The organism is Mangrovibacter sp. MFB070, from assembly GCF_000705335.1.
In the GTDB taxonomy this organism is placed as follows: domain Bacteria; phylum Pseudomonadota; class Gammaproteobacteria; order Enterobacterales; family Enterobacteriaceae; genus Mangrovibacter; species Mangrovibacter plantisponsor.
Genome location: NZ_JJMI01000022.1, coordinates 233196 through 255356, shown reverse-complemented (window position 1 = coordinate 255356; position 22161 = coordinate 233196). Strand labels below are relative to the sequence as shown.

At 51.7% G+C, this 22161-nt stretch carries 16 protein-coding genes, 1 tRNA gene, 1 other RNA gene and 3 pseudogenes; 5 read left to right on the top strand and 16 right to left on the bottom strand.

Annotated features, from left to right (window positions below):
• Positions 1-159: 159 nt before the first annotated feature.
• From DT73_RS10450 to DT73_RS26175, 5 genes and pseudogenes are all read right to left on the bottom strand, one after another.
• A pseudogene (locus DT73_RS10450) lies at positions 160-681 on the bottom strand (DUF6862 domain-containing protein); the annotation flags it as partial.
• A 261-nt stretch (positions 682-942) separates the two neighbouring features.
• Positions 943-1268, bottom strand: a pseudogene (locus DT73_RS10445) (type II toxin-antitoxin system RelE/ParE family toxin).
• Entirely contained in the window at positions 1265-1528 is a 264-nt protein-coding gene (locus tag DT73_RS10440; protein ID WP_036108063.1) for a type II toxin-antitoxin system ParD family antitoxin, read from the bottom strand. The pseudogene DT73_RS10445 and the gene DT73_RS10440 overlap by 4 nt, the downstream one beginning before the upstream one ends.
• 66 nt (positions 1529-1594) lie before the next feature.
• Positions 1595-2631, bottom strand: a pseudogene (locus DT73_RS10435) (tyrosine-type recombinase/integrase).
• Positions 2624-3067: a hypothetical protein gene (locus tag DT73_RS26175; protein WP_152552510.1), complete on the bottom strand. Its 444-nt coding sequence runs from the start codon at positions 3065-3067 to the stop codon at positions 2624-2626. The pseudogene DT73_RS10435 and the gene DT73_RS26175 overlap by 8 nt, the downstream one beginning before the upstream one ends.
• A gap of 122 nt (positions 3068-3189) precedes the next feature.
• On the opposite strand from DT73_RS26175, the gene DT73_RS26445 reads away from it, so the two are divergent.
• Positions 3190-3438, top strand: coding sequence for a hypothetical protein (locus tag DT73_RS26445; RefSeq protein WP_160173964.1), 249 nt, complete (start codon positions 3190-3192; stop codon positions 3436-3438).
• 171 nt (positions 3439-3609) lie between these two features.
• Here the strand turns inward: DT73_RS26445 and DT73_RS10420 are convergent, their stop codons facing one another.
• The 10 genes from DT73_RS10420 to DT73_RS10380 form a co-directional block, all read right to left on the bottom strand.
• A complete protein-coding gene (locus DT73_RS10420) occupies positions 3610-3909 on the bottom strand; it encodes a hypothetical protein (RefSeq protein WP_036108057.1) in 300 nt (99 codons plus the stop codon).
• An 11-nt stretch (positions 3910-3920) separates the two neighbouring features.
• Positions 3921-4217, bottom strand: coding sequence for a hypothetical protein (locus DT73_RS26170; RefSeq protein ID WP_152552508.1), 297 nt, complete (start codon positions 4215-4217; stop codon positions 3921-3923).
• On the bottom strand, positions 4214-4450 hold the full coding sequence (locus DT73_RS10415; RefSeq protein ID WP_036108054.1) for a hypothetical protein: 237 nt from the start codon (positions 4448-4450) through the stop codon (positions 4214-4216). Before DT73_RS10415 ends, DT73_RS26170 begins: the two co-directional genes overlap by 4 nt.
• Before the next feature lie 85 nt (positions 4451-4535).
• The gene (locus DT73_RS10410) at positions 4536-4997 is read right to left on the bottom strand and encodes a hypothetical protein (RefSeq protein WP_036108052.1); all 462 of its coding nucleotides are present in this window, start codon (positions 4995-4997) and stop codon (positions 4536-4538) included.
• A complete protein-coding gene (locus DT73_RS10405; protein ID WP_036108049.1) occupies positions 4984-15717 on the bottom strand; it encodes a hemagglutinin repeat-containing protein in 10734 nt (3577 codons plus the stop codon). Before DT73_RS10405 ends, DT73_RS10410 begins: the two co-directional genes overlap by 14 nt.
• 11 nt (positions 15718-15728) lie before the next feature.
• A complete protein-coding gene (locus DT73_RS10400) occupies positions 15729-17399 on the bottom strand; it encodes a ShlB/FhaC/HecB family hemolysin secretion/activation protein (protein ID WP_036108046.1) in 1671 nt (556 codons plus the stop codon).
• 345 nt (positions 17400-17744) lie between these two features.
• Positions 17745-18143 carry a surface-adhesin E family protein gene (locus DT73_RS25495; RefSeq protein WP_084172274.1) on the bottom strand — a complete coding sequence of 133 codons (399 nt, stop codon included), beginning with the start codon at positions 18141-18143 and terminating at the stop codon, positions 17745-17747.
• A 116-nt stretch (positions 18144-18259) separates the two neighbouring features.
• Positions 18260-18427, bottom strand: a complete 168-nt coding sequence (locus tag DT73_RS26730) for a hypothetical protein (protein WP_235234470.1) — start codon at positions 18425-18427, stop codon at positions 18260-18262.
• Positions 18428-18865: a hypothetical protein gene (locus tag DT73_RS10385; RefSeq protein WP_235234468.1), complete on the bottom strand. Its 438-nt coding sequence runs from the start codon at positions 18863-18865 to the stop codon at positions 18428-18430.
• Positions 18866-18949: 84 nt separating this feature from the next.
• Positions 18950-19444 carry a DUF2569 domain-containing protein gene (locus DT73_RS10380; RefSeq protein WP_036108040.1) on the bottom strand — a complete coding sequence of 165 codons (495 nt, stop codon included), beginning with the start codon at positions 19442-19444 and terminating at the stop codon, positions 18950-18952.
• 370 nt (positions 19445-19814) lie between these two features.
• Here DT73_RS10380 and DT73_RS26440 point away from each other — a divergent pair, with 370 nt between their 5' ends.
• The 4 genes from DT73_RS26440 to DT73_RS10370 all read left to right on the top strand — a co-directional run bounded on the left by DT73_RS26440 (position 19815) and on the right by DT73_RS10370 (position 21401).
• On the top strand, positions 19815-19985 hold the full coding sequence (locus tag DT73_RS26440) for a hypothetical protein (RefSeq protein WP_160173963.1): 171 nt from the start codon (positions 19815-19817) through the stop codon (positions 19983-19985).
• Between the two features lie 296 nt (positions 19986-20281).
• Positions 20282-20369: transfer RNA gene (locus DT73_RS10375), tRNA-Ser, on the top strand.
• Positions 20370-20413: 44 nt separating this feature from the next.
• Positions 20414-20542: non-coding RNA, RtT sRNA (locus DT73_RS25490), on the top strand.
• 292 nt (positions 20543-20834) lie between these two features.
• Entirely contained in the window at positions 20835-21401 is a 567-nt protein-coding gene (locus tag DT73_RS10370) for an ankyrin repeat domain-containing protein (protein ID WP_036108037.1), read from the top strand.
• A gap of 72 nt (positions 21402-21473) precedes the next feature.
• Here DT73_RS10370 and DT73_RS10365 read toward each other — a convergent pair whose 3' ends face one another.
• A complete protein-coding gene (locus tag DT73_RS10365; protein WP_036108034.1) occupies positions 21474-21935 on the bottom strand; it encodes a hypothetical protein in 462 nt (153 codons plus the stop codon).
• Positions 21936-22161: the final 226 nt, after the last annotated feature.

Sequence of the window (22161 nt, the reverse complement as noted above, 5' to 3'; positions counted from 1 at the left end):
CAGGTTTTTATCCGGCCGCTTGTCTATCTTGGCCTGCACAACATCATTGATAAGCGTCGGTTTATTGAAATCAGTTAACTGTGAAGGTCTTATACCTTGGTTTGTGTCAGAAAACTTCACTCCACCCACATTTCCCCTGGCAATTACCTTCAGATTAGCATCAACAATTTTACTTAATTGTTTTGCCGCAGCAGAACCCAAGATTGGTGTTACCGAAGCCGCAATGATCTCCAGGCCCTGCTTTGTTTCAGTGTAGCTTTCTGCGGTTTGACGATCCACACCTTTGGTGACCATGAAATAGTTAATCATGGCATCTTTCACCTGCTGCTGATTCTGTGCATCAACGCTTGTGATGTTCAGCAGGTTTACTATCTGCCCGTAAGCATCCGGATACATATCGCTGAACTGGTTGTTGTAGTTTCCAGTTTCATAACCTCCTTTAGCCACAAAAACTTTCAATCTTTCACCGGCACAAGCCGCGCTGGCTGCCTTTCCATTACTGCACGCAGCGATTACCGCTTCATCACTGCTAATATCTTTTTCAAGCAATGCATCATATTTCTGCTGTGCCTTTTCGCGCTCGGCCGGATCTTTACTGTTTTTAAGCGTCTGTTTTGCTATCTCAAGCTCTGTCTTATCCGACACGCTAAGATAGTTATTCTCTACAGCAACACGTTCCGACACGGTTATTCAAAGAGGTATGGTTTTTTCCCTGCACAGTCAGCAGGTTACAGGTCATTTTTGTTGATGCATTCTGACGCTGGCGGCATTTTGACCCGACGCGCGTTTTCGCCCCGAAGACGCTACCGCCGTGACGCGAAGGTCTGCCGCACCACCATCATATCAGCGATGTACAGCAGAACCACCCCACAACGTACAGAAGCGTCTGTAAGCGGTTGATTAGGCATTTTTAAGAGATTGAGCAGAGGCGCTCAGGAAGGATTATGGACTGTCCGGCGACGTGCCATCATCTGGCCCGGTGAACATGCCGATTATGTCTCTGGAGCCATGCAGTATCCGCTCCACACGTACTTCGGTATCAAGTACCCGGAACAGGACAAGGTAGCTGCCATAAGCACAGCACAGCACCTCACCCCTTGCCCCAGCTCCGGCCTTTCACGGTATATCACCGGCGATTCCGCTATCAGCAGGCATTGCTGGTATAGCTCTTCCGTGAAGCTGACCGCCCGTACCGGGTTATCCTGCGCTATCCAGTCACCGATGGCTTCGAGATCGTGCTCTGCCAGTGGCGAGATACCCAGTTTCATTTTGCTGTGTGACCTTCTGCCATCTGTTTGTATTTCTGTGTCAGGCGACCGAACACCGCTTCAGCGATTTTGCTTTCACCGCTGTTGATGCCCGCGATGACCGCCTTCTGGAGAGATTCAAGTTTCATCTGTTGCTCCCGCTCTTCCAGTGCCCGCAGTCCGGCACGGATAACTTCACTGGTATTGTTATAACGCCCGCTTTCTATCTGCTCACGGATGAACGCTTCGAAGTAAGGGCTGAGGGCGACGCTGGTTGGCATAACCATTCCTCCGGGTAAATTACTATCAGTTAATAACTGTTAGTATTACAGACGCACGCTTTCCCATCAACCTTTGTCGTTGCCGGACAGACCTGTCCGCTGTTTCAGGGTAGTCATACGCGCTTCCACTTCATCATCGCTGATGTTATCACCTTCACCCGCATCATATCGCCTGAACGCCTCGCTTATCTGCTCCTCAGCGTCACGCTCTGCCGGGTGGGCCGTCGCATGAACCGCCTGTAACGCCCGCACCGACACCTGTGTATATCTGCGCCGATTCGACGCTGGCATGGCCCAGCATCACCTGTATCCAGCGCAGGTCAGCCCCGTTCTCCAGCATCTGCGTTGCCATCGCATGCCGGAACAGGTGACAGCTTCCGTGCGCGACCAGCCCCGAGGCTTTCATCCAGTGACTGACCGTGTTGGTGATGCCGTTCGGCGTCAGACCTTCCACGCCATCAAGCGCCACGAACAGCGCCTTACAGTGCGGGTTGACCAGCAGTTGCGGCCTGACGTGGTGCACCCGCTCACCCACAGCGTCCACGCTGAACACCTCCAGACCTGCGGCCTCGCTGCGCCTTATGCCCGTTGACCACAGCACTTCCATCAGCGCCCGGCGTGGTCAGGTCGGGTAACGCCAGTACCTGCTCCACCTCATCCACGCTCAGGATGTAACGGGGCAGGCGCTTTTCAAGCCGTGGCAACTCGAGGTCTGCCGCCGGGTTCGCCAGTATCAGATTCTGCTGTGTCATCCAGCGGAACCATACCTGTATCGGCTGTACCGCCGTGCGCTGGGTGCGGGTGGTCAGCGGCTCGCCGTTGCGTTTGCGGTACTGGTACAGATGGCGCTGATAGCGCTCCAGCACCGGGCGCGTCACCTCTGCCGGATGATGCAGACCGCGCTCTGCTGCCCACAGGATGAACCGATAGCTGTGATACGTCTGCACTTTGAGGGTTGTTTCCGACCAGTTGCGCTCCCGCCGCCAGGTCACGAACCGCAGCAGCAGCGCGTAGAGGCTTTTCGGGTCTGAGGCCGGGCCGACTGGCTGGCGGAACACCTCATCAACTGTCAGCAGGGAGCCTTTGCGCTTGCGGTTAGCCATGCGTTACCGCCGGGGCCTGTCTCTGGTGATGGGGGGCAGCAGCGGGTGCCGGGGTTTTCAGTTTGCCGTTGTTTACTGCGTTTTCGTTCAGACCGTCCGGTTGCGCCTCCGGGCCGCATGGTGTCTGTACTGACGTGGCTTTTTCGCTGTCCGGCTGTGGGGCGACCAAATCCCGACCCGCCGCCGACCGGACAGCTTCAGACCCCGACCGGAACGCATCGCCCTCTGTTATCTGTGGCGGGGTTTGCGGTGTGGAGGTGAGGTTTTCCACGTCCGGCAGCCCGCACAGGTGCGGGGTCTGCGTGTCTTTACCATCCCACAGAAGCTGATATTCATGCGTCAGCCCCCGGCGGTTCAGCGGCAGGTATTCCAGATCCAGCAGCCGCCCGAGGTGGATTTTAAGCTGGGTGTCGCCCCAGTGCAGCCAGTCGCGCACATATCGCCCTGCGTCCGCGCGGCATCTTTCGCCTGGCTGCCAATTTCACTTATCAGCCGGGCTGCCTGCAGGCGGTTCTGCTCTTTCTCAAGGTCAAAAATCGGCGACAGCGTCTGGTTCGCGTGCGCAACGTCACGGCTCAGGTTCGCCACGTCCTGCGTCTGTGCTGCCGTATCCCGTACGGTGATGCTGCCGTCGCTCACCGCCGCACGCGTCAGCGACTCCGCACTCCCGCTGTCGTTTACTCCGGACAGCAAGCTGTTCGCCATATTGCTGATAAAATTAGTTCCGGGGCTCCTGCTCGTGCTGAACCCCATGCCCTGGTGTTCAACCCGGTAATCCGCTTTCCCAGCGAGTTATTGACGAAGTAACCCGTGAATATCTGGCGATGACAGTCGATATATCGTTGTCTGATTACGTGACGTGGGCATAATCACTTCTGTCTGAGAGTTTAACCACTTAGTCGCGTGTCCACTAATGCTGGGTAAGATCATCTCCTGTTTTCTTATATATCTCCTGAGCTGCAACCATCCGGTGTCTAGTTAATCAGAAAGAGGTGCTTTTTGCCAAACATCATCTTTTGTACTCCTCCAAGCACACCATCCTAAAGGAAGGTCAGCTAAAGCAGTAATAGAATGGTCAAGATCAACAATGCTTTTCAAGCTAACCAAAACGGCATCACTTTCACTCACCGGAGTGGTCTGGTTTGTATGAAATTGCCATGCGCCATCATCACTATCATGAGAAACATAAGCAATCCATTCCCCTGAAGAAATTATCTTCCTATTAACAATAACTGCTACGTTTGGAAGATCATTAAATTTCCATTCTGAATTTTGCATTACGTTTCACCTCAATTATTTGATTTTTTCCTATTTTTTTCTCGGGACAAGACTTGAGCATTATTATAGCTATTTGTTCCCTGCTCAATGTTAGGATTAGCCGGATTTCTGGGTACTATATGATCGATTTGTGCCTCATTTGATGGAGGGGTAACGCCTGACTGACTCTTTTGAGGCATGACCAACTCCTGTCCATCAAGATCAGATCGTAGCACTCCACCATTGTTTTCCATATTTTGTTGATAAATATTAGCTTTTTGAGTACGTGTAAAGTTTTTTCCTGGGCCAACTGCTGGTGAATCAGTCAAATTAGAATAAGGTCAGGAACCTGAGAGCCTCCAGCACCAATTGGAACAGCTCCTGTACCCAATGGATACGTGACCGGGTCGCCTTCCTCATCACGTTCTGGCTCCAAGCCCGGAGTGACTGTATATATCTTTATATGGTCGTCACCCGTTTCTCTTTCATGCTCAGCTTTCTCGGGGTCGTAAGAACTATCCTCTTTGAGCGCATTATTCTCCACACGTATGTTTTCGTCCATTGTCCTTCAGACCACGTAATAGCTAATCACCACATCAAGAAAGATACAAATTCCTTTCAAGTGCTCTACTAATTTGCAGAGTTATTTAATTACCAATAAGTATAATTATCCATGTTATATACGATAATCTTGATAACCAAAGAAAAATTGCACCGAAAGACAGATCTATTTTTGTTAAAAAAATCTTAATAAAAAAAAACGATTTTTCATCATCAACAAACCCCTGGTAGAAAAATTTTCCATATAGTGCAAAGAGCAAGTATGATACCCCGCCAACCAGGTTAGATGCTAATAGCAAGCTATTAAATTCCCTTCGATATTCAGCTATTGCTGCTGCTATATAACCAAGGACAAAAAAAATTAATGCGCAGTTTGATAAAATATTATGCCTGAAGAAAATAAAATTAAAATACAGTAAAGAATCCTTGCCTATCTTAGGCCCTCCAAGATTCCTATACACAAAAATAATAAAACATACTCCCCACAATAACAAAAAAAACAGCGTAATAAGCGAGGATGAATTAAGAATGATATCATTTGAAATCATGGTGGTATATTTCCTTAGTAGAATCACCATTCAGATCCATTTGTTCATCATGAGATCCAGTTGAAGATCCTTTAAAACCAAAACTTGGCCCAACAGAGAAAGAAAAACCTAAACCATCTTTTCCAGCAGAAACCCCAACAGAACCAGGGCCGAAACCAAGACTAGCTGAATAATCATGGCTTAAGTCACCAAACATTCCAGGTCCGTATGGACCAAACTCAATGCCTACTGAAGCCCCAGCCTTAATACCGAACTCTTTACTATACCCTGTAGAAACAGAGAAGTAATCATTGTTAATCTCAGCGACTCCTTTAACTGCAGGTCCCACACCACCTGAAACCTCAACACTTCCATAAGGGTCAACTTTATATTCCCTACCCCAGGATGGTCCTTGGCCAATAGCAATACGATTTATCCCTTCTTGGGTTTGCTTCAACGTCAAATTATTATCCTGGGCATACTGCTTCCATGAGGCAATGGTCTGATCATAACCAACTGTTCCCGATGGTAATAGACTGTTCCAGCCATCACCCATCGAATTATTCTCAACCGCATTCTTCCCGGCCTGTGCGCCCGCGATTGTACCAGCACTGTCACCACTGGCAAGATTACCGGCGATTCCGGCAATTATCGTGGATATCGCACTGATTTTTTGCTTCTGTTCTTCACTTAACTGCTCTGGCTTCAGGTCCGGATACAACGTACTGGCAACCAGGTCACCTGCAGCTCCACCTGCGGCTCCTGCCAGCGCATTTCCTCCGTTAAGCTTCGCAACCACACCACCCAGAATAGCATGGGCTACTGCCTTAGCCTCCTTGCTGTCATTCATCCCCATATGGTGACCAATCAGTTCCGCCAGTTCCGGCGCTGATGCAGATGCCAGCGCACCGGCCAGATTTCCTCCGGACAACGCAGTCAGGGCACCCGTCGCGGCCTGAATGCCCCGCTGCACGGCACTGCCGGTACCCCAGTCTTTCATCGCATCCGCATGCGCACGTTCAGCTATGGCGCTATTATCACCATTGAATACTTTGCCACTGCTGGCACTTTCAGCTTCCAGTTCTGCGCGGGCTTTTGCCAGTGCCTGCGGGTCTTTCTCGGCCTGAGCACCCGCTATTTCTCCCTGAGTGCGGGCAATATCTGATGCCTGCGTACCTATTTCACTGATCATCTGCGCCATTTGCAGGCGCTTCTGCTCTTTCTCTTTGTTAAAGATAGGATCGATACTGCCGTTCGCATTTTCCGTATCCCGGCTCAGCCCTGATATATCCTGATTCTGGGCATTCGTGTCACGAACAGTTAGGGTACCCTCTGCCACCGCTGAATGTGTTATGCCATCCGCATGACCACTTCCACTTAACCCAACCAAAGCGGTACTCGCCAGGTTTCCAATAACATTGCCGGCAATACTTCCGCCTGTATCAAACCCTGCCCCCTGGTGTTCCACACTGTAATCAGCCCGGTTACTGATATCCCTGAACCCCAGCGTCCCGGTGTCCAGCCGGTTTTTATCTGCCGTTGCGCGGCTGGCGATAACCGCGCCATCAAGCTGGGTGTGGTTGCCCACCGTCAGGTCAAAGCCGCCCTCCCCGGCAAAAATCCCGGTTTGTTCCTGTACGGAATCGTAGTTACTCTTCATTTTATCGCGACTGTAGCTGAAACTCGCACCGCCTCCTCCGCCGCCAAATGTGTAACTCAGCCCGGCACTCACACTCTGCTGTTTGCTGTTGTAGTTATCACTGTCCTGCAGGCTGCTGAGCGTCAGATCACGACCAATATCCGCACTGATTTTGTCACCATTAATCTGTGCTCCCTGTAGTAAGGTATCCCGCCCGCTGTTCAGGCTTATCTCCTGCCCGGCATCCAGCGTGGTCTCATTCCAGGAGGTTCCGTTCCCTTTTGCGCTGCCTTTCGCTGCATTCATACTGGCAGAAATAGTGAAGCCCGCGCCATTTGGCCCCGCAGTGATCCCAACGCCGATTGAACCACCTTTACTGGAATTACTGCTGGTTGTTTTCTGTGTATCTGCTGCCGCAGTCAGTGAGATATCCTTTGCCGCATCAAGGGTGATATTTTTCCCGGCTTTGACCTGGCTTCCGGCAATCGCGATATCGCCACTCTGTGCAGTATTACCGCTTCCTGTAGCAGAAATACTAAGGCTGTTACCCGCATTAAGAGTGCTGCCTGATGTGGAATCCTGCTCTGAATGCGACGTTGATTTTGAGGACTGGCCACCAATGGAAGCCATGATACCGAATGAACCATTACTGGACGGGTCAGCTCCATTTTTTACTGTAGCAAGGGCATTCGCCTGCACAGCCTGCACACCCGATAATGTCGCTTTTGTCGCCTGCAGAGCTGCCAGGCGACCGTCGCTCTGATCCTTCGCCTCCATCGCAGTTGAAACAGCCGTATTGACCAGGCTGCCTACTGCACCAGAAAGCGCCACCGTCAGCCCACTGCTTTTCTGCTCAAACGTCTGGTCAGTGGTACGTTTGTCGTGTCCCGGGTCAATAACCACACTGTCGCCCTTCAGGGCCAGGTCCTGCCCGGCCACCACATCCGAACCGGCAATATGGAGTTGATTACCGGCAGTGATCGTTACATCACCGCCGTTGCTGCCGATGGTGCTGGTACTCTGGCTCTGAGTGGTGCCCTTCTCTTTCAGGTCCTGTTTGGTTTTCGTGCTGCCAATCGTAAAGCCTATTCCGCCGGAGCTCATCAGGCCGCTTTTCTTCTTCTCTTTAAACTGCCAGTTTGTGTCGGTGTTCGTCGCTGCCGTAATATCAACATTATTACTGGCAGCAAGTGACACTGCGCCATCGCCCACCACCGAAGAACCCTGCACCAGCAGATCATGCCCGCTGCTGACACTGACATTATCTCCACTTAACAGTGAGCCTGTTTCACGGGTGGCACTTTGCTCTGAAATCGTATGGGTGGTTGTTTTACTGAGAAAACCTTTTTTCTTTTTGGTTTCTTCCTGGTAGTGATAATCACTTTCGGTTGCAGTCCCCAGGTTGATATCGTTGACAGCCTGTACGCCAATATCTCCCTGGGCTGTCACCTGCGCCGCCTGGCTGTTCACATCACGCCCGGCAATGACCACAGTGTTACCACCACTGGCGATTTCAGTGCCCTGCTGGCGCACCTGGTCGTTAATCACGGTTTTCTTTTTGGTGCGGTAGCTGTCGCCCTGAGTGGTTTCATCTGCCAGCAGGTTGACATCCCGCCCGGCCTGCAGGCCGACACCCTGCTCAGCCGCCAGCGCCGCAGAGTGCGCGTTAATATCCTGCCCGGCCTGTAGAACCAGGTTATTACCCGCCGAAACCGTGGTGCGGTCCAGCCCGGTGCTGTGGGTTTCAGTCGCGCCATCACGGGTGTTCTTGCTGGTTTGCCCACTGTTCAGGTTGAGGTCATTTGCGGCAGCCAGTTGCGCACTGCCTCCGGCATTCACATCGCTGGCGGCAAGGGTGAGGTCATGCCCTGCCTGCACGTTCAGGTTGCCCCCGGCGGTTACGTTACTGCCCTGCCAGGTAACCGATACGTTATTGGTATCCTTGCTCCCAAAAAATCTAAATGCTGAATTTTGATTACCAATTCCGTTCGCATTAAAAGATATATCCCCCCAGGCCTGCATTAACATATCGCCCCCGGACGTGAGCGTTGCGCCGGTGACTGTAATATTTTTCCCGGCAGACAGCGCCAGGCCATCCTCTGCAGTAATGCTGGCGGTATTGCCCAGTTCAGTGTATTTCAGTGCGAGATTGCCGTATTTACTCTGGGCATTAATGGTGGTGGTGTCGGCCTGAGTCAGGTTATTAATGCTGCCATCCAGGCTTTCCAGCGACACAGTTTTCCCGGCGATTGAGGCGCTGATATTGTTAATGTCGCCCACCGCGCTCAGGCTTAACCCACCACCGGCTTTAATCAGGCCATCATTAAGGTTGCTGATGCTGTTATCGCTGTCGAGTGCCAGTGAGTTTGCTGCCAGCACGGTGCTGCCGTCGCTGGTGATATTACCGGCTTTCAGGTTGACGTTATTCCCGGCAATCACACTGCCGTTATTCACTGTTGCATCTTGTGCCGCCAGATAAAGCTTCGGCACCATCACCGTCTGGCCATTGATAGTGGTGGATTCCCACCACAAAATACTGTGGTCAAGCGAGGCAATTTGCGCCGCAGAAAGGGATTCCCCAAATTGCAGCCCGAGGGATTTTTGCGCTGAAGCCGCGTTATCCATCAGGTAACGCATTTGGTCCAAATCTGAGCCGACGCCGTTAAGGTAGCGGCTGCCTGTCTGGTTCAAAATAGCATTACTGACATAACGGGTATCGAACGCGGCATCGCCAAGGAAGCGGTAATCTGTATTCGGGTTCAGGTTCAGCCGCCCCAACAGGTAAGATGACCCGAGAAATGCATTCTGGTCGGTATAGGTGGTGCGGGTTTCCTGCTGTGCTGCAGTCGTGGGTTTCACGCCGGTCAGTGAGCTGAGTTCATTAAATAATGATAAATCCTGCTGGCCAAGCTGGTTCAGTGCCGGGTTTACCGTTATCAGGTAAGGACCTTTGGCGTCTGTTGATGCCACAAAGTAGCCATTATTCCCCGAAGGTAATGGGTAAGCACTGGTATCCACCTGCTTACCCTGCACCCCGGTTACCTTACCGCTGTTGTTCAGTGGCGTGGTGGAGAAGTCATTGTTGTCGCTACTTTTCAGTTGCCCCAAAACTGCCTGCTGCTGCCCGGTACTGTTCAGTGTCGCGGTGGAAAAGGCGTTGCCGGCGGGACCTTTCAGTTGCCCCAGGCCTGCCTGTTGCTGCCCGGTGTTGTGTACTGTCGCCAGCCCGGTATCATTATTGTTCTCCAGGACTGTACCGCCATTGACCTGTTGTAGCGCCCTCTGAATCTGGTCCTGCCATTGTGGCGAGTTGACCGCGACAATAGCGCTGTTTTGCAGCCCCTGTTTTTGCAACCCACCACTGGTTCCCTGCAGGCTCAGTGCCGTAAGGGTTGGGGTGGCGATAGTGGTACCAACATGCCCGGCACCAGAAGTGGTGTTGGTGTTACTGAGATTATTGGTGAAACTGGCAGTGATATTGCCGCCTGCCTGAATAACGGCACGAAGCCCAGCATCAGCGCCAAGAGATTCATATATTGGAGCCCCAATTAGATTGTAGTTTAATGTAGTGCCCACTACAGTCCGGTGTATCAAATCACCGTTGCCGTCACTGAAGTGATAAGTCAGGTATTCATTTTTTATACTGTTCTCATAACTTTGGTTATTCAAATCATTCCCTGACAAGGTTATGTTTCCATTAGCCAGTATATTGCTTGCAATATTTTCCAGCTTTTGAGCAAAAACATATTGATCCCTCCCTGCGACAATATGCCCAGATCCTCCATTTGCTGTCGCGGAATCAGTCCATGTACCCATCAATATTTTTTTGTCTGGAGCCTTCCCTGTTGCGATATATTCTGTCACTTCCTCGTCACTCAATTGACTCAATGTTAGCTGGAGTCTTAATTGTTCAGGAGAGACAGATATACCAGTCCCAGCTTTATATGAACTTGATGAACTCAACCCATCACGCGTATTTACCAGATGCCCGGTCTTCAGCGTAATATCGCCAGTACGGGTTTCAATGGTGCCGGAGGTATTGGTCACTTCGCTGTTGGCATGCCCTGCACTGTCTTTCTGTATAAACAGATTATTACCGGCAAGAATATCGCCACGCTGGTTAGTCAGGCGCCCGGCATACAGTGCCATATCCCGCCCGGCGTACAGCAGAGCGGTGTTCAGTATTGAACCCGGCGCATTCAGAATAAGGTTACCCAAGGTGCCAGTAAAACCCGCCACGGTAATATCACCACGGCTGGTCAGGGTGACATCCCCGCCACCCTGCACACTACCGGCACCGTTCAGTGCCACACTACTGCCGCTCAGGGTGCTGGAGCCACTGCCTGTGGTAATTTTCCCGTTGTTGGTAAACTGCCCGCCAGCAGCCAGGTTAACGGCCTGGCCCTGCATCACATTCTGGTTAGTAATGGCTCCGTTACTCGTCACCGACAGGGTTTTACCCGCCGCCAGTACAGATTTACCGGTAAACGCATTTGCCAGCTTGAGTGTGACATTACCCAGCGCAACAATTTGCCCCAGGGTATCCAGCCCGTTACTGCCCAGCAGCAAGTCGCCATTACTGAATAACCGCCCACTGGCGTTTTGCGTCACATCCTGAGCTGTCACTGTGAGCTGGTTACTGCCAAGGGCTGTGCCATTATTGGTGAATTTTTGGTAATTAACCCCCAATGAACCGGCCTGAATCGTGCCCTGGTTAGTCAGACTGGAGCCGCCCAGCGTCGCCTGGTCTGCCAGCCATTTACCACTGTTTGTGGCCGTTGTTGCGTTCAGGGTCAGCCCGGATGCCTGCAACCAGCCCGTATCGGTGTATTGTGGTGTGGTCAGTGTGAGTTGCCCGCCGGACAATATGCGCCCGTCATTACGCATCACTGTAGCAGCCCCGATTTGGCTGTTGCCCGTGCTTTGTAGCAGCCCGTTATTCTGCACAGACTGCGCACCAAGAGTTAACCCGGCACCACTGATAACCGAGCCGCCAGCCTGGTTGACCAGCGTATTTTGGCTGGTCAGCGTGGTGCCATTATCGCCCTGCATCCGCCCGCTGTTGGTCAGTGGGCCAGCATTCACCTGCAGTGTATTTCCCTGAATTTTCCCGGCATTAATTACTGAAGCCGCATCCAGAGACAGTGCGCCCCCGGTCAACAACGCGCCATTTTGCTGCTGTTCAAAGGTCCCCGTCAGTGTCACATCCAGCCCATTCACCGCGCTGGTACTGCCATTGCCACTGAAGGTATCACCGTTGAGTGTGAGATTGTTCGCCGCCCACTGCCCCTGGTTAGTAAGCGCCAGAGCCTGTAACGCAGCCGTGCCCATAGCGGTGATTTTACTGCCAGCCCCTGAAACCAGGTTGCCAGACAGTGTAAGTTGCAGGGCATCGTTACTTTGTATTGCACCAGTAGTATTCAGTGACGCTGCGTTAAGCAGAATATTCTGCCCCTGCCAGGTCCCGGCGTTGGTTACCTGCCCTGACATCATGTTGAGTGTGCCGCCAGTCAGGATTTGTCCTTGCCCGTTATTCACCAATACCTGTTGTGGTGCAGCCATTGCCAGCCGGGCCATCAGTTGCTGGCGGGCCCCCAGCGTCAGGCTTTCCAGGCCCGTCAGCGTGCCATTATTGGTTACGGTATTTTGTTGCAGCGCCAGGTTTTTCCCCTGAACGGTGCCGCTGTTTACCAGGCTTTGCCCACCCAGTGTCATTCCCCCGTCACTGAGGATATCGCCCCGGTTATCCAGCGCTCCGGCTGCCAGGGAAAGGTCACTCTGGCTCATCAGTGCACCTGTGGATGACAATGTACCGGAGACATCACCTGTCAGGTTGCCCTGGCTTACCAGGCTGCCAGTGTGGCCCCAGTCATCTGCCGCTACGGTAACCTGCTGGCCCTGTAGCGTCCCCGCGGTTTGCAATTGCCCGGCAACCAGGTTCAACACGCCGCCACTGAGGGTGCGGGAAGCCTCGCCAGTTTTCAGTGACTGCCCGTTGGCGTTCAGCGTGTTATTCCCCTGCCACAGCCCGTCGTTACTGAGTGTGTCTGCCTGCAATGACAGGTTATTACCGGCAATTCGGCCACTGTTTACCAGGCTGGTGCCGCTCAGGGTGGTGGTGTCACCATTGATCAGACCACTGTTGGTGAGGGTGCCTTCGGTGAACGTCAGGTCTCCTGCAGAAAGCCAGCGCCCCGCCGCACCATTGTTGAAGTTGTTCGCCGTTACAGACGCAGACTGCGCACCCTGAATCAGGCCCTGGTTATCCAGGTTTTGTCCGGCCAGGCTCAGCGTATTCCCTGCCAGTGTTCCACTGTTATTGAGGGTTGTGGCGCGCAATACAGACTGCGTGTCTGCCAACAATGTTCCACTGTTGGTCAGTAAATCGTTAACCGTAAAATCCAGCGCACTGGCAGCAATATCTCCGCTGTTTACCAGGCTGCCAGTATCAAGTGAAAAGGCTTTTTCTGTGGCAATCGTCCCCTGGTTGTTCAGTGAGTGAAGGGAAAAGTTCAGTGCACCACCACTTGCCAGGCGGCCCTGTTCGCCAACCGTTAAATCCCGCGTGGTTAACTGCAACAGCGTGTTGCCCTGCACCAGCCCGCTGCTGGTAATCTGTGGTGCAGAGAGCGATAAACTGTCTGCGGCCAGGCTACCGCTGTTACCAATACTGGCGGCAGAGAGGGTTGCCTGGTTTTGGCTCAGCATAGAGCCCTGGTTTTCAAGCTGGCCGCTGACTGTTGCCGCCAGGTTGTCCTGCGCCTGAACAGTGCCGCTGTTAGCCAACGAAGCGGCATTCAGACTCAGCGATTTTGCTTCCAGCTGCCCCTGGTTGGTGAGCGTATCGCCCACCAGTTGCAGGTTGTTCCCGGCAATAACCTGCGCGCCGGTATTACTGGTAAATGAAGCACCCTGCCAGCTCAGCGCATCACTCCCCTGCACGACACCACTATTGACTAAATCCCCGTGCAAAGCCTGAACCTGCGCCAGTAAAGTGCCGCGGTTATCAATACGCTGCGCCTGCAATACCTGCTGCTTTTGGCTGAGGATCTTGCCCTGGTTTAGCAGTTCACCCTGTACCCTGGCATCAAGCCCCTCTTCACCCAGTGCATTACCGGTGTTGGCCCAGGTTGCGGCAGAAAGGTTCAGTGTTTTTCCCTGAAGCAGACCACCGTTGGTCAGCGTATTACTGCCAACCGACATGTCTCCGCCACTTAACACTTTACCGCCTGCCCGGTTTTCCAGTTGTGCTGCCGTAGCCTGTAAGGTTTGCGTACCCTGCAATGTGCCGCTGTTAGTGACGTTCTGCCCGGTGATGGCCAGGTCAGTTGCTGCAACCAGGCCACTGTTACCAACAACCCCGCCATTCAGTGTCAGCCCGTTATCACTGAGCAGGGTGCCGGTATTGGTGATATTTTGGGCACCCAGCGACAGGTTTCCTGCCGCCTGCAATGTGCCCTGGTTTTCCAGTGTGCCACCGGTAAAGTGCAGGTCCTGTGCAGACAATAACCCGGAATTATTCACAGACTGCCCATTCAGCGTTAACTCGCCCTGTGCCAGCAGGCGTGATGCGTTTCCGCCTGTATAGGCATCATAATCGCTGTGAATATTCAGCCCGTTGATTTCCCCGCCATTAATTAAACTGTTGCCACTGAGCTGCAGCCCGGCATCGCTGGTTATCAGGCCCTGGTTATTCAGGGAAGGTATGGAGAGTACCAGGTCGCTGGCACTGTGAATGGTGCCATTCGCCAGGTTATCCAGGTGCGAGGTATTCAGCTTAAGGGAATGCCCTCCCTGCAAAAGGCCATTATTCGCCACCTGGTCGCCCGTAATACTCAGGTCACTGGCAACCGCAGTGCCCCCCTCCATGCTCACTTTCTTCCCGGCAACAGCCAGTGATTTATCGGCCCTGACCAGGCTGTTATGCATTTGCACCTGAGCCTGGCTGGCCAGTGAGGTATTTTGTGCACCACTCAGTGTCACATCATCTGTGTTCAGCGCCGTTTTACCAGACAAACTGAGGTTGCCCTGGCTGGTAACTGCCCCTCCGGTTATGTTCAGTGAACCATCGCTGTTAAGCTGTGCATCGCCGCCACTGCTCACGGCGGCATGGTCGAGCGTGAGCGCATTCTGGCCGGTAACATTAAACCCGCCACCGGTCTGGTGTTCACCAGTTAAGGTGACACCCTGCGCACGGGCAGTCAGTGCCCCCGAAGCCAGGCTGTTATTCACTCGCAGTTGCCCACTGGCATCAAGGGTGATATCCCCCTGGCGGGCGTTCAGATTACCCAGGTTCACACCCACGCCTTTATCACTGGAGACCAGGTGGATTCGGTTAGCATACATGCCACCCAGCGCACCGGTATCAACCGCAACAGCAGGCGTACTGCCTTCACCGCTAACAGGAGTGACTTTTCCGTCGCTGCCCACCCGGTTAGCCCCGGCCACAACCGTTAAATCTTTGGCATGAATAGCCGCATTGATTTCTGTCGCTCTGGAGATAAGCGTCAGCGCGTCGCTGTTGGCTGCATCCAGCCCCTTCCCTTCTACAGTGATGCTCCCTTTTGTGGCCTCAACAGCAATCAGTTTGCCACTGGCATCGAACTGCGGTTTTCCTGTGGTCAGCGTGACATTTGGCGTGTTGATAAACCCGCACCCGTTGCAGGTAATGCCATACGGGTTGGCAACCATCACATTTGCGGCTTTCCCCGCCACTTCGGTATAACCCTGGAGCTGAGAACGGTTACCACCGTTAACCTCATTGATAATGGCCTGTGCTTCATGCCCGGCTTTCAGGTTAGGGTTATTTTGAATCAGCCCGCCAAGCTGAGTCTGGTTCATCTGCCCGGTGGCGTTATTCAGAATCAGCCCTTCCGGGCCGACGTTATAATCATGAAACTGGTTATGAGACACCCCGGCACTGTTGGGCGTGGCAATGTTGATAACCGGGACACCATTTCCTGCCGCGTCTTTACTGGTTGGGCCCTGCGGAGTCAGTGCTGCCGCAAAAGCAGGCGCAACGGGCTGCCAGATAAGCAGGCCGCTAATAAGCCAACACAAAACACGTTTAAAAACGGGTACAGGCGGTTGATGGTTATCCACGGAATACTCCTTCAATACATGAAAGTAAGTCGCCAGTTAACAACAAGGTGATCCGGACCTAGCCAGTCCGGGTAGTGCAACGGAGTGCCGACAGATATCTGGCTTGCATACCAGCGCCCACCGGTACTTAAACCTGCAGAAGCGCCCCACAGTGTGCCGGCTGCCTGCTGGTCGAGGTGGTCTTTCTCCAGCCAGCCGCCATCCAGTGCCACGGTGGCATTAATCTGGCCTATAAACGGGAGCGCCCCCAGCGCGTAATTCAGTTCATTACGCCAGTAGCCACCGTTATCGCCGGAGATATACTGTTCTTTGAAGCCGCGTACCGAGCTCTCGCCCCCCAGTGTCAGCCGCTCACTGGCGTACAGACGGTCTGGCGACCATTGCCCGTACAGGCTGGTGAGCCACCATAAACGGTCGTTCAGTGGGCGCTGATAACTGGCACTGGCACTCCACTTGCGAAACTGGGCTTTCGGCAGGTCGCCACTTTTCCCGGCGTCACTTTCGGCATCAAACCAGGGCATACCCCGGCTGAAAACCGGGTTGAAAGTTGCCACCCCACCGGCAATTTTTTGGGTATGGTTAATGCCTAAAGAGATACTGGTTAGTTTGCGCGAACTGGTACTGAGCAGGGCGTGGTTAAGCCAGTTGCGGCCGGTATAATGGGTTAAGCCTGCGGTAACTCCGGTTTTGATATCGCCATTGCGGAACACCACCCAGGAGCCATTCAGCCGGTGGTTTTGTGTGCTGCCTGTGGATACCCAGTCAAACCCGTTGTTAATAAAAGTGGTACGGTAATCGCTCCAGCTCCATGTGTAATCGAGCAGGCCATAACCCCAGGGAACACTGACACCCGTCTGTAAGCTTTGCGCATCATACCCGGTGGCAAAATCACTGCTGCGCCCACCACTGACAAACCACTTGTCGGCAATACCCAGCAGGTTATTGCCTGTGAGTACACCTGTGAGCTGTTTTTCGCCGGTTGATTTTTGCCCGCTGTTATCCAGCGAAACACTGGCAGTAAGCGGAAACTCTGGTCTGGCCGTCAGGTTGACGACGGAATACCCCGGGGTTGTATCGGGTAAGATTTCAATCTGAACAGGTGATGTGCGCAGGCGGTTTATTTGCTCCATACCCTGCTCAATATCGCGCAGGTTGAGCACCCGCCCCACCAGCCCGGGAAAGGCCATTTTCAGCATCAGTGGTGTTTTACCATCCAGATGTATGGCGCGCAGTTTCCCTTCCAGCACCACAATCCGCAGTGTACCTGTTGCCAGATTTTGTGGTGTCAGGAACGCACGGCTGGTGATATATCCCCGGCTGATATACCAGTCTGATACCTGGTTGACAGCAGCGGTAATCCCCTTGATGTCCAGGCATTTACCTTGCCAGACAGCCACCAGCTTTTGCTGCGCAGTCGGGGAAATCAGCGTGCTGCCCTGCAACACAATATGCTGAATAACAAAACACGGGCCGGCAGGTGCGGGCCCGGGGGAGGAAGGTTGTTGCCCGGTAATGGAGATGCTTTTATCCAGCTCATCGCGCTGCTGCTGGCTTTGTTGCAGTAACTGTTGCTGGCGTTGCTCAATATTATTTCTGTCTGCCGGCGACAGCGGTGCAGCGCCAGAGGGAAAGGCTATAATAAAAAACAACGTGAGCAGAAAACCATGGCGTGATGCTGGCATCGTCCCTGACCTGTCAATATCAGACTAAATAAATGGGAAGTAATAATAAGAATGCTAATGGACGCCACATCGGCAGCAGGAAGAATATATTTAGGAAAAAGTTTATTGCTTATTTAATTTCACGCATTAAGCATAACTTAAAACAAAAAAACGTATATTACCACCCCTTATTAAAAATTTTCACCAAAGCACAGATGAATATTCTTTTTACCTTGTAATACATTGAAAATAAAACAGTTAATGATAGTAACAAATCGCTAACAAAATACAAAAATTCCATTCAGGACACTTAATTACCAGTAGTGCCCTGAATGAATGCAATCTGTCACTCAAGAGTGATTGTTATTAGTCAAACTCGCCCAGTAAAGCCGGGCGTGTATCTTTCGGGGGTTCAGGCTTCAATCGTGCGGGATCTATCTGGCAAACTGCATGGTCTATAATACCGGCTAATGAGTTTTCTGGAATGTCTTGCCACTGCCCTATTGGGCTTCTTTTAGCGATAACATCCCCTTCCCCCCAATACTGCGAAAAATAGATACGTTCAAACTGCGCTCTCTGATGAGTGTCGCAGTTTACAACATTAATTACCGTTGAACTGGCAACATAGACAGGCTTCTCAGCGCTCATGTGCTGCGCAGGGATATAATGATTGATTAGATGGAATCGCCTTAAATGGTTATTTCCCTGATAAGCAGAGACACTACGCATATCCATATAAGTACCACCGCTCTTATCTTCCAGCATGGTTACCAACCCGGCCGGGCGAGGGCCAGGTTCAGGCTTTTGCGATAGTGTTTCATTGCCAATACTTTTACATCCAGATAACAAGATAAGTGCAATGCATAACATACAGGACTTCATTATTTATTTTCCTCAAGGTCTGGGCGCACAGGTAATATATCTTCTGCTGTAACACTCCCCTGAACCGAACAAAGAAGCCGTGTTTTACCCTGCCAGGTGTCGAGTAACACTAATTTTTCAACACTACCTTTTGCCGGAGCAATACCACTCGCAGAACCGGTATTCACTTACCACTCACTGTTTGACCCGGCCTGTTTTATCATGGGATTTGCGAAGTATTCACCGTTCCCACCACTTTTGTGCCAGTTTACCTTTGCCAGGGACGCCATAACTGCCTCTGGTGAATCGTCAAGAAGAACGCCCCAGAAGTAGTATTCTCCCATTTCATCAAGGTTACTCTTATCCTGCCAGTAACCAGAAACTGACAATACTCCGGATTTAATTGGCTGAGAGAACCACACTACCTGATTTCCCGGTTCGCTAATAAACCATGCATGATGTGCATTATCTGTCTTCAGCGGAGCAGCATGGTTAAGCGAAATACGCTGGTTATATAACTCGCTAAAAAAACGACTGTCACAGTGCAACAGGCTTCCGGGAAGCGTGTCTGCACATGCTGTACCCACCACTGCGATGGCAAGTGCCAGCGCTATGCGATATTTCATGAAAACTCCTTAGTAGAAAAATAAAATAAATAAGCCACCATTTCATTTTTGTACCCGGCATTACCGGTGAGCATGAGTGTGCGCCTATTTACAAAAGACCGTATCAATCCTTTTTGAAAACAAGAAATAAGGGATCCAGACAAGAACCCCAACAGCTGCGCCTGTTAAGGCTCGCATGGCATATGAATCGAACGGTGCTTGAAACCAAAGGATGGGGAGCACTGTCAGATAGAGTGCGCCAAGCAACCGAATAATATAATTAATGACCATGATTTTTCGGATACCGGACTTACGCCTGAAAAAGAACCATGAGGCACCGAGCGAGATAACATACCCTATCATCAGAAATGCAACTGCACCCATTGCATAGTACGAAATAAACCCTGTTTTTCTGAAATAACTAACAACAGCATCTATATAGGTATACAGATCAAACAAACCCAGCGTACAAGAAGAAATTAGCCCCAGAGCTGGTAGATACAGCAGCCCATTAATTTTGCGTAACTCTTTTTGTTCACAGTTATCACATAGCCCGGATTCTTTATTTGACTCAAGCTCATTGCATTGAATGCATTTCATTACTCTCTATTCCTTTATGAAAACCAGAAGCTCAGTTACAAGTAGGTATGTATTGCAGCATAGAAGTATCAAACCGAGTTTATTCAGTAAGATGCAAATCAGCTTTATCGGCTCCGTTAGCCATATGTACATATGGATACTAATAACTACCCATAATAAGTGCATTATCAAAACTTAAATTAAAATATCAGAATATAATAAAAATATTATGCAAACGTATGGTGAATACCCTCCCAGCCAGAATTGTGTTTCTCTTAAAGCAGAATTCTGCCGTACTGACAGGCACAGTTAAACCGTCACCCTTCTGTCATCGTTTTCACACATAACCCTGCCATGCTAACCCTTCCAGTGATCTGCGGAGGACTATGAGATGTTTTTTCCTGCAATCCCAGGCAAGTACAGTACCGACAAGTTTCCGGATACCGTGATGGATGACGAAGCGGAAGCACTGGCAATGAAAATACGGGAGTTAAGGCTGACGCTCTGGAGTGAAGAATCTACTCAGCCCGTTGAAGACCTGCATGGTTTTTATGATGATTAACCAGCCAGTTCCGGTTACTACACATAAGTCCCGTTAATATCACCGGGCGAGGTTTTGTGGGGCGTTCGCCTGCACGAACATCGCCCATTTTTTATTCCCTACCCCATTACTTTATTATCTTTTGCTGGCACTGACCTGTTTTGTTTTTCTGGCTGGTTGTCTCATAAATCCAGATAAACGGTGATTTGCTCGCGCTTTAACCGAACGGTATATAAACCCTAAATTCTTCTTGACCGTATGGGGATGACTCCCTATAGTAGCGCCCCGTTGCTGCTCACGCAGTAGCGCAAAAATTTGGTGAGGTGTCCGAGAGGCTGAAGGAGCACGCCTGGAAAGTGTGTATACGGCAACGTATCGAGGGTTCGAATCCCTCCCTCACCGCCATATTCTTAGAGAAGCTCGTACTTATGTACGGGCTTTTTTATTGCCCGTGATTCATTAAGGGAGGGTGAGAACCCTCGCCAGGGTTCGACTGATACCGCAGGTATCAGGACAACCTGTGCAACAGGTTGCCCCGCAGGGGTGAGCGTAGCGAATCAATCCCTCCCTCACCATTCCCCTGCATACTTCGCCGTGCAGGTGCGTTGGCTGTGCTCGTTCGCACCGGTCACTTACTCCAGTAAGCTCCCGGCAACTCTCTGCGCTGCCGCCTTCCTGCTCGGCGAATTATTTTGGGGAATCCATCACTCAATGCGGCTTATAACCAGGCGTTTTGTTGAAAGTGTTAAGGCCTGAACAATAACCCCACTCACCTGTTCGACTAATACCCTGCCCACTCCCCACTGATTGATTTTCCCCAGCGCACCGGGTAGCGTCACACAATGATTTAACTATGCAGGGATAAACAGCATGAGCGAGTTAACCGCCATTATCGAACAGAACTATGAACAGGTGAAAGCAGGCGACTGGGTGGAGGTTTTATCTGGCTGGGAATGTTACCCGGTACTGGCACGGCGTTGTAGCCGTTACAGTAAACCCGGGTCGGGTTGGGGGTTTCTTCACCAGGCAGCCTGGTTTGGGCATGAACCGGCCTGCCGCCTGTTAATAAGCCTGGGTGCACCATTAACCGCGCTCACTCATGATTCATGTACCCCGGCAGATATTGCCCACCAACAGGGCCACCAGGCACTGGCAGCTTTATTGCAGCACGCCGCTAAAGGCACGGATTCACTCTGGAAGGCGCCAGGTGACCCGGATGTGTTACCAGCCAGCCCGTTATATAAAGAAGCAACGCAGATACAGGCCAGCACCGGGCTGTTGGTTGCTTATGGCGGTGGGCTGGTGCGTATTCCTGCAGGTGCTGCCTGCTTTACTGATTCTTTTGGTCGCATACTGGTTGGCTGGCACGGCACGTTCAACCAGCCTTGTGGGATGGATGGGGAATCCATGCTAACTGACTCGCCATACCAGGCTTAATAAGTAGCGCATTGCACAGACAAAAAAGCCTGCATTCATTTGCAGGCTTTGGCTCTTTCACTACGCCGTTATTCAGACCGGGACGTCATCAATACTCTGTACCCCCTGGGCCGTGCGCACCCAGCGTGGTGCCTTCATTTCTGCCGTGAAGTAGTTCACCAGGTCAAACAATAGCCGGGTAAGTTGCTGCTCTGTTTCCCCCATTACACCGTGTCTTGCCAGGGTCCGTGTGAGGGCCAGGCAGTAGCCACATAATTCAATGCAGCCCGGTTCAAAACGGGGTGTATCAACAGGCAAGGTATCTGCCGTAAAGCTGTCTTTCAGGTGATCCGGAATAGGCTCAAGAAGCCCGGGCTCTAACACGCGCAAACAAGTGTTTAGCCTGGCGCACAGTGCCATTTTTAACGCAGGGTCATCACTTTCCAGCGCCGTTTCAACAAACTGTTCACAGTAGTCGGCCAGTAATGTGAAATCCGTAGCGGCACTGAAAGGCTGGGTAAGTAATGGGTGTGTCTGGGTAAGGGTTGTAGCCATAATGGAAGCCTCTGATGAGTAAATTTATACCACCAGCAGAGGTTCCAGTCTCACGAGTGGTGAGCTGAACGGGGTTGGCGTACCGGATTGGTCACAGTACCGGCTCACTTTACAGTGCCCCACTCCACCATTGAAATGAAGTAGTGCACTCAAGATCAAGAACCCGCTGGCGCGTCGTATGTCGCCTGTAACGATTTCAGGGTTCCAATCCCGGCACCTGATTTTG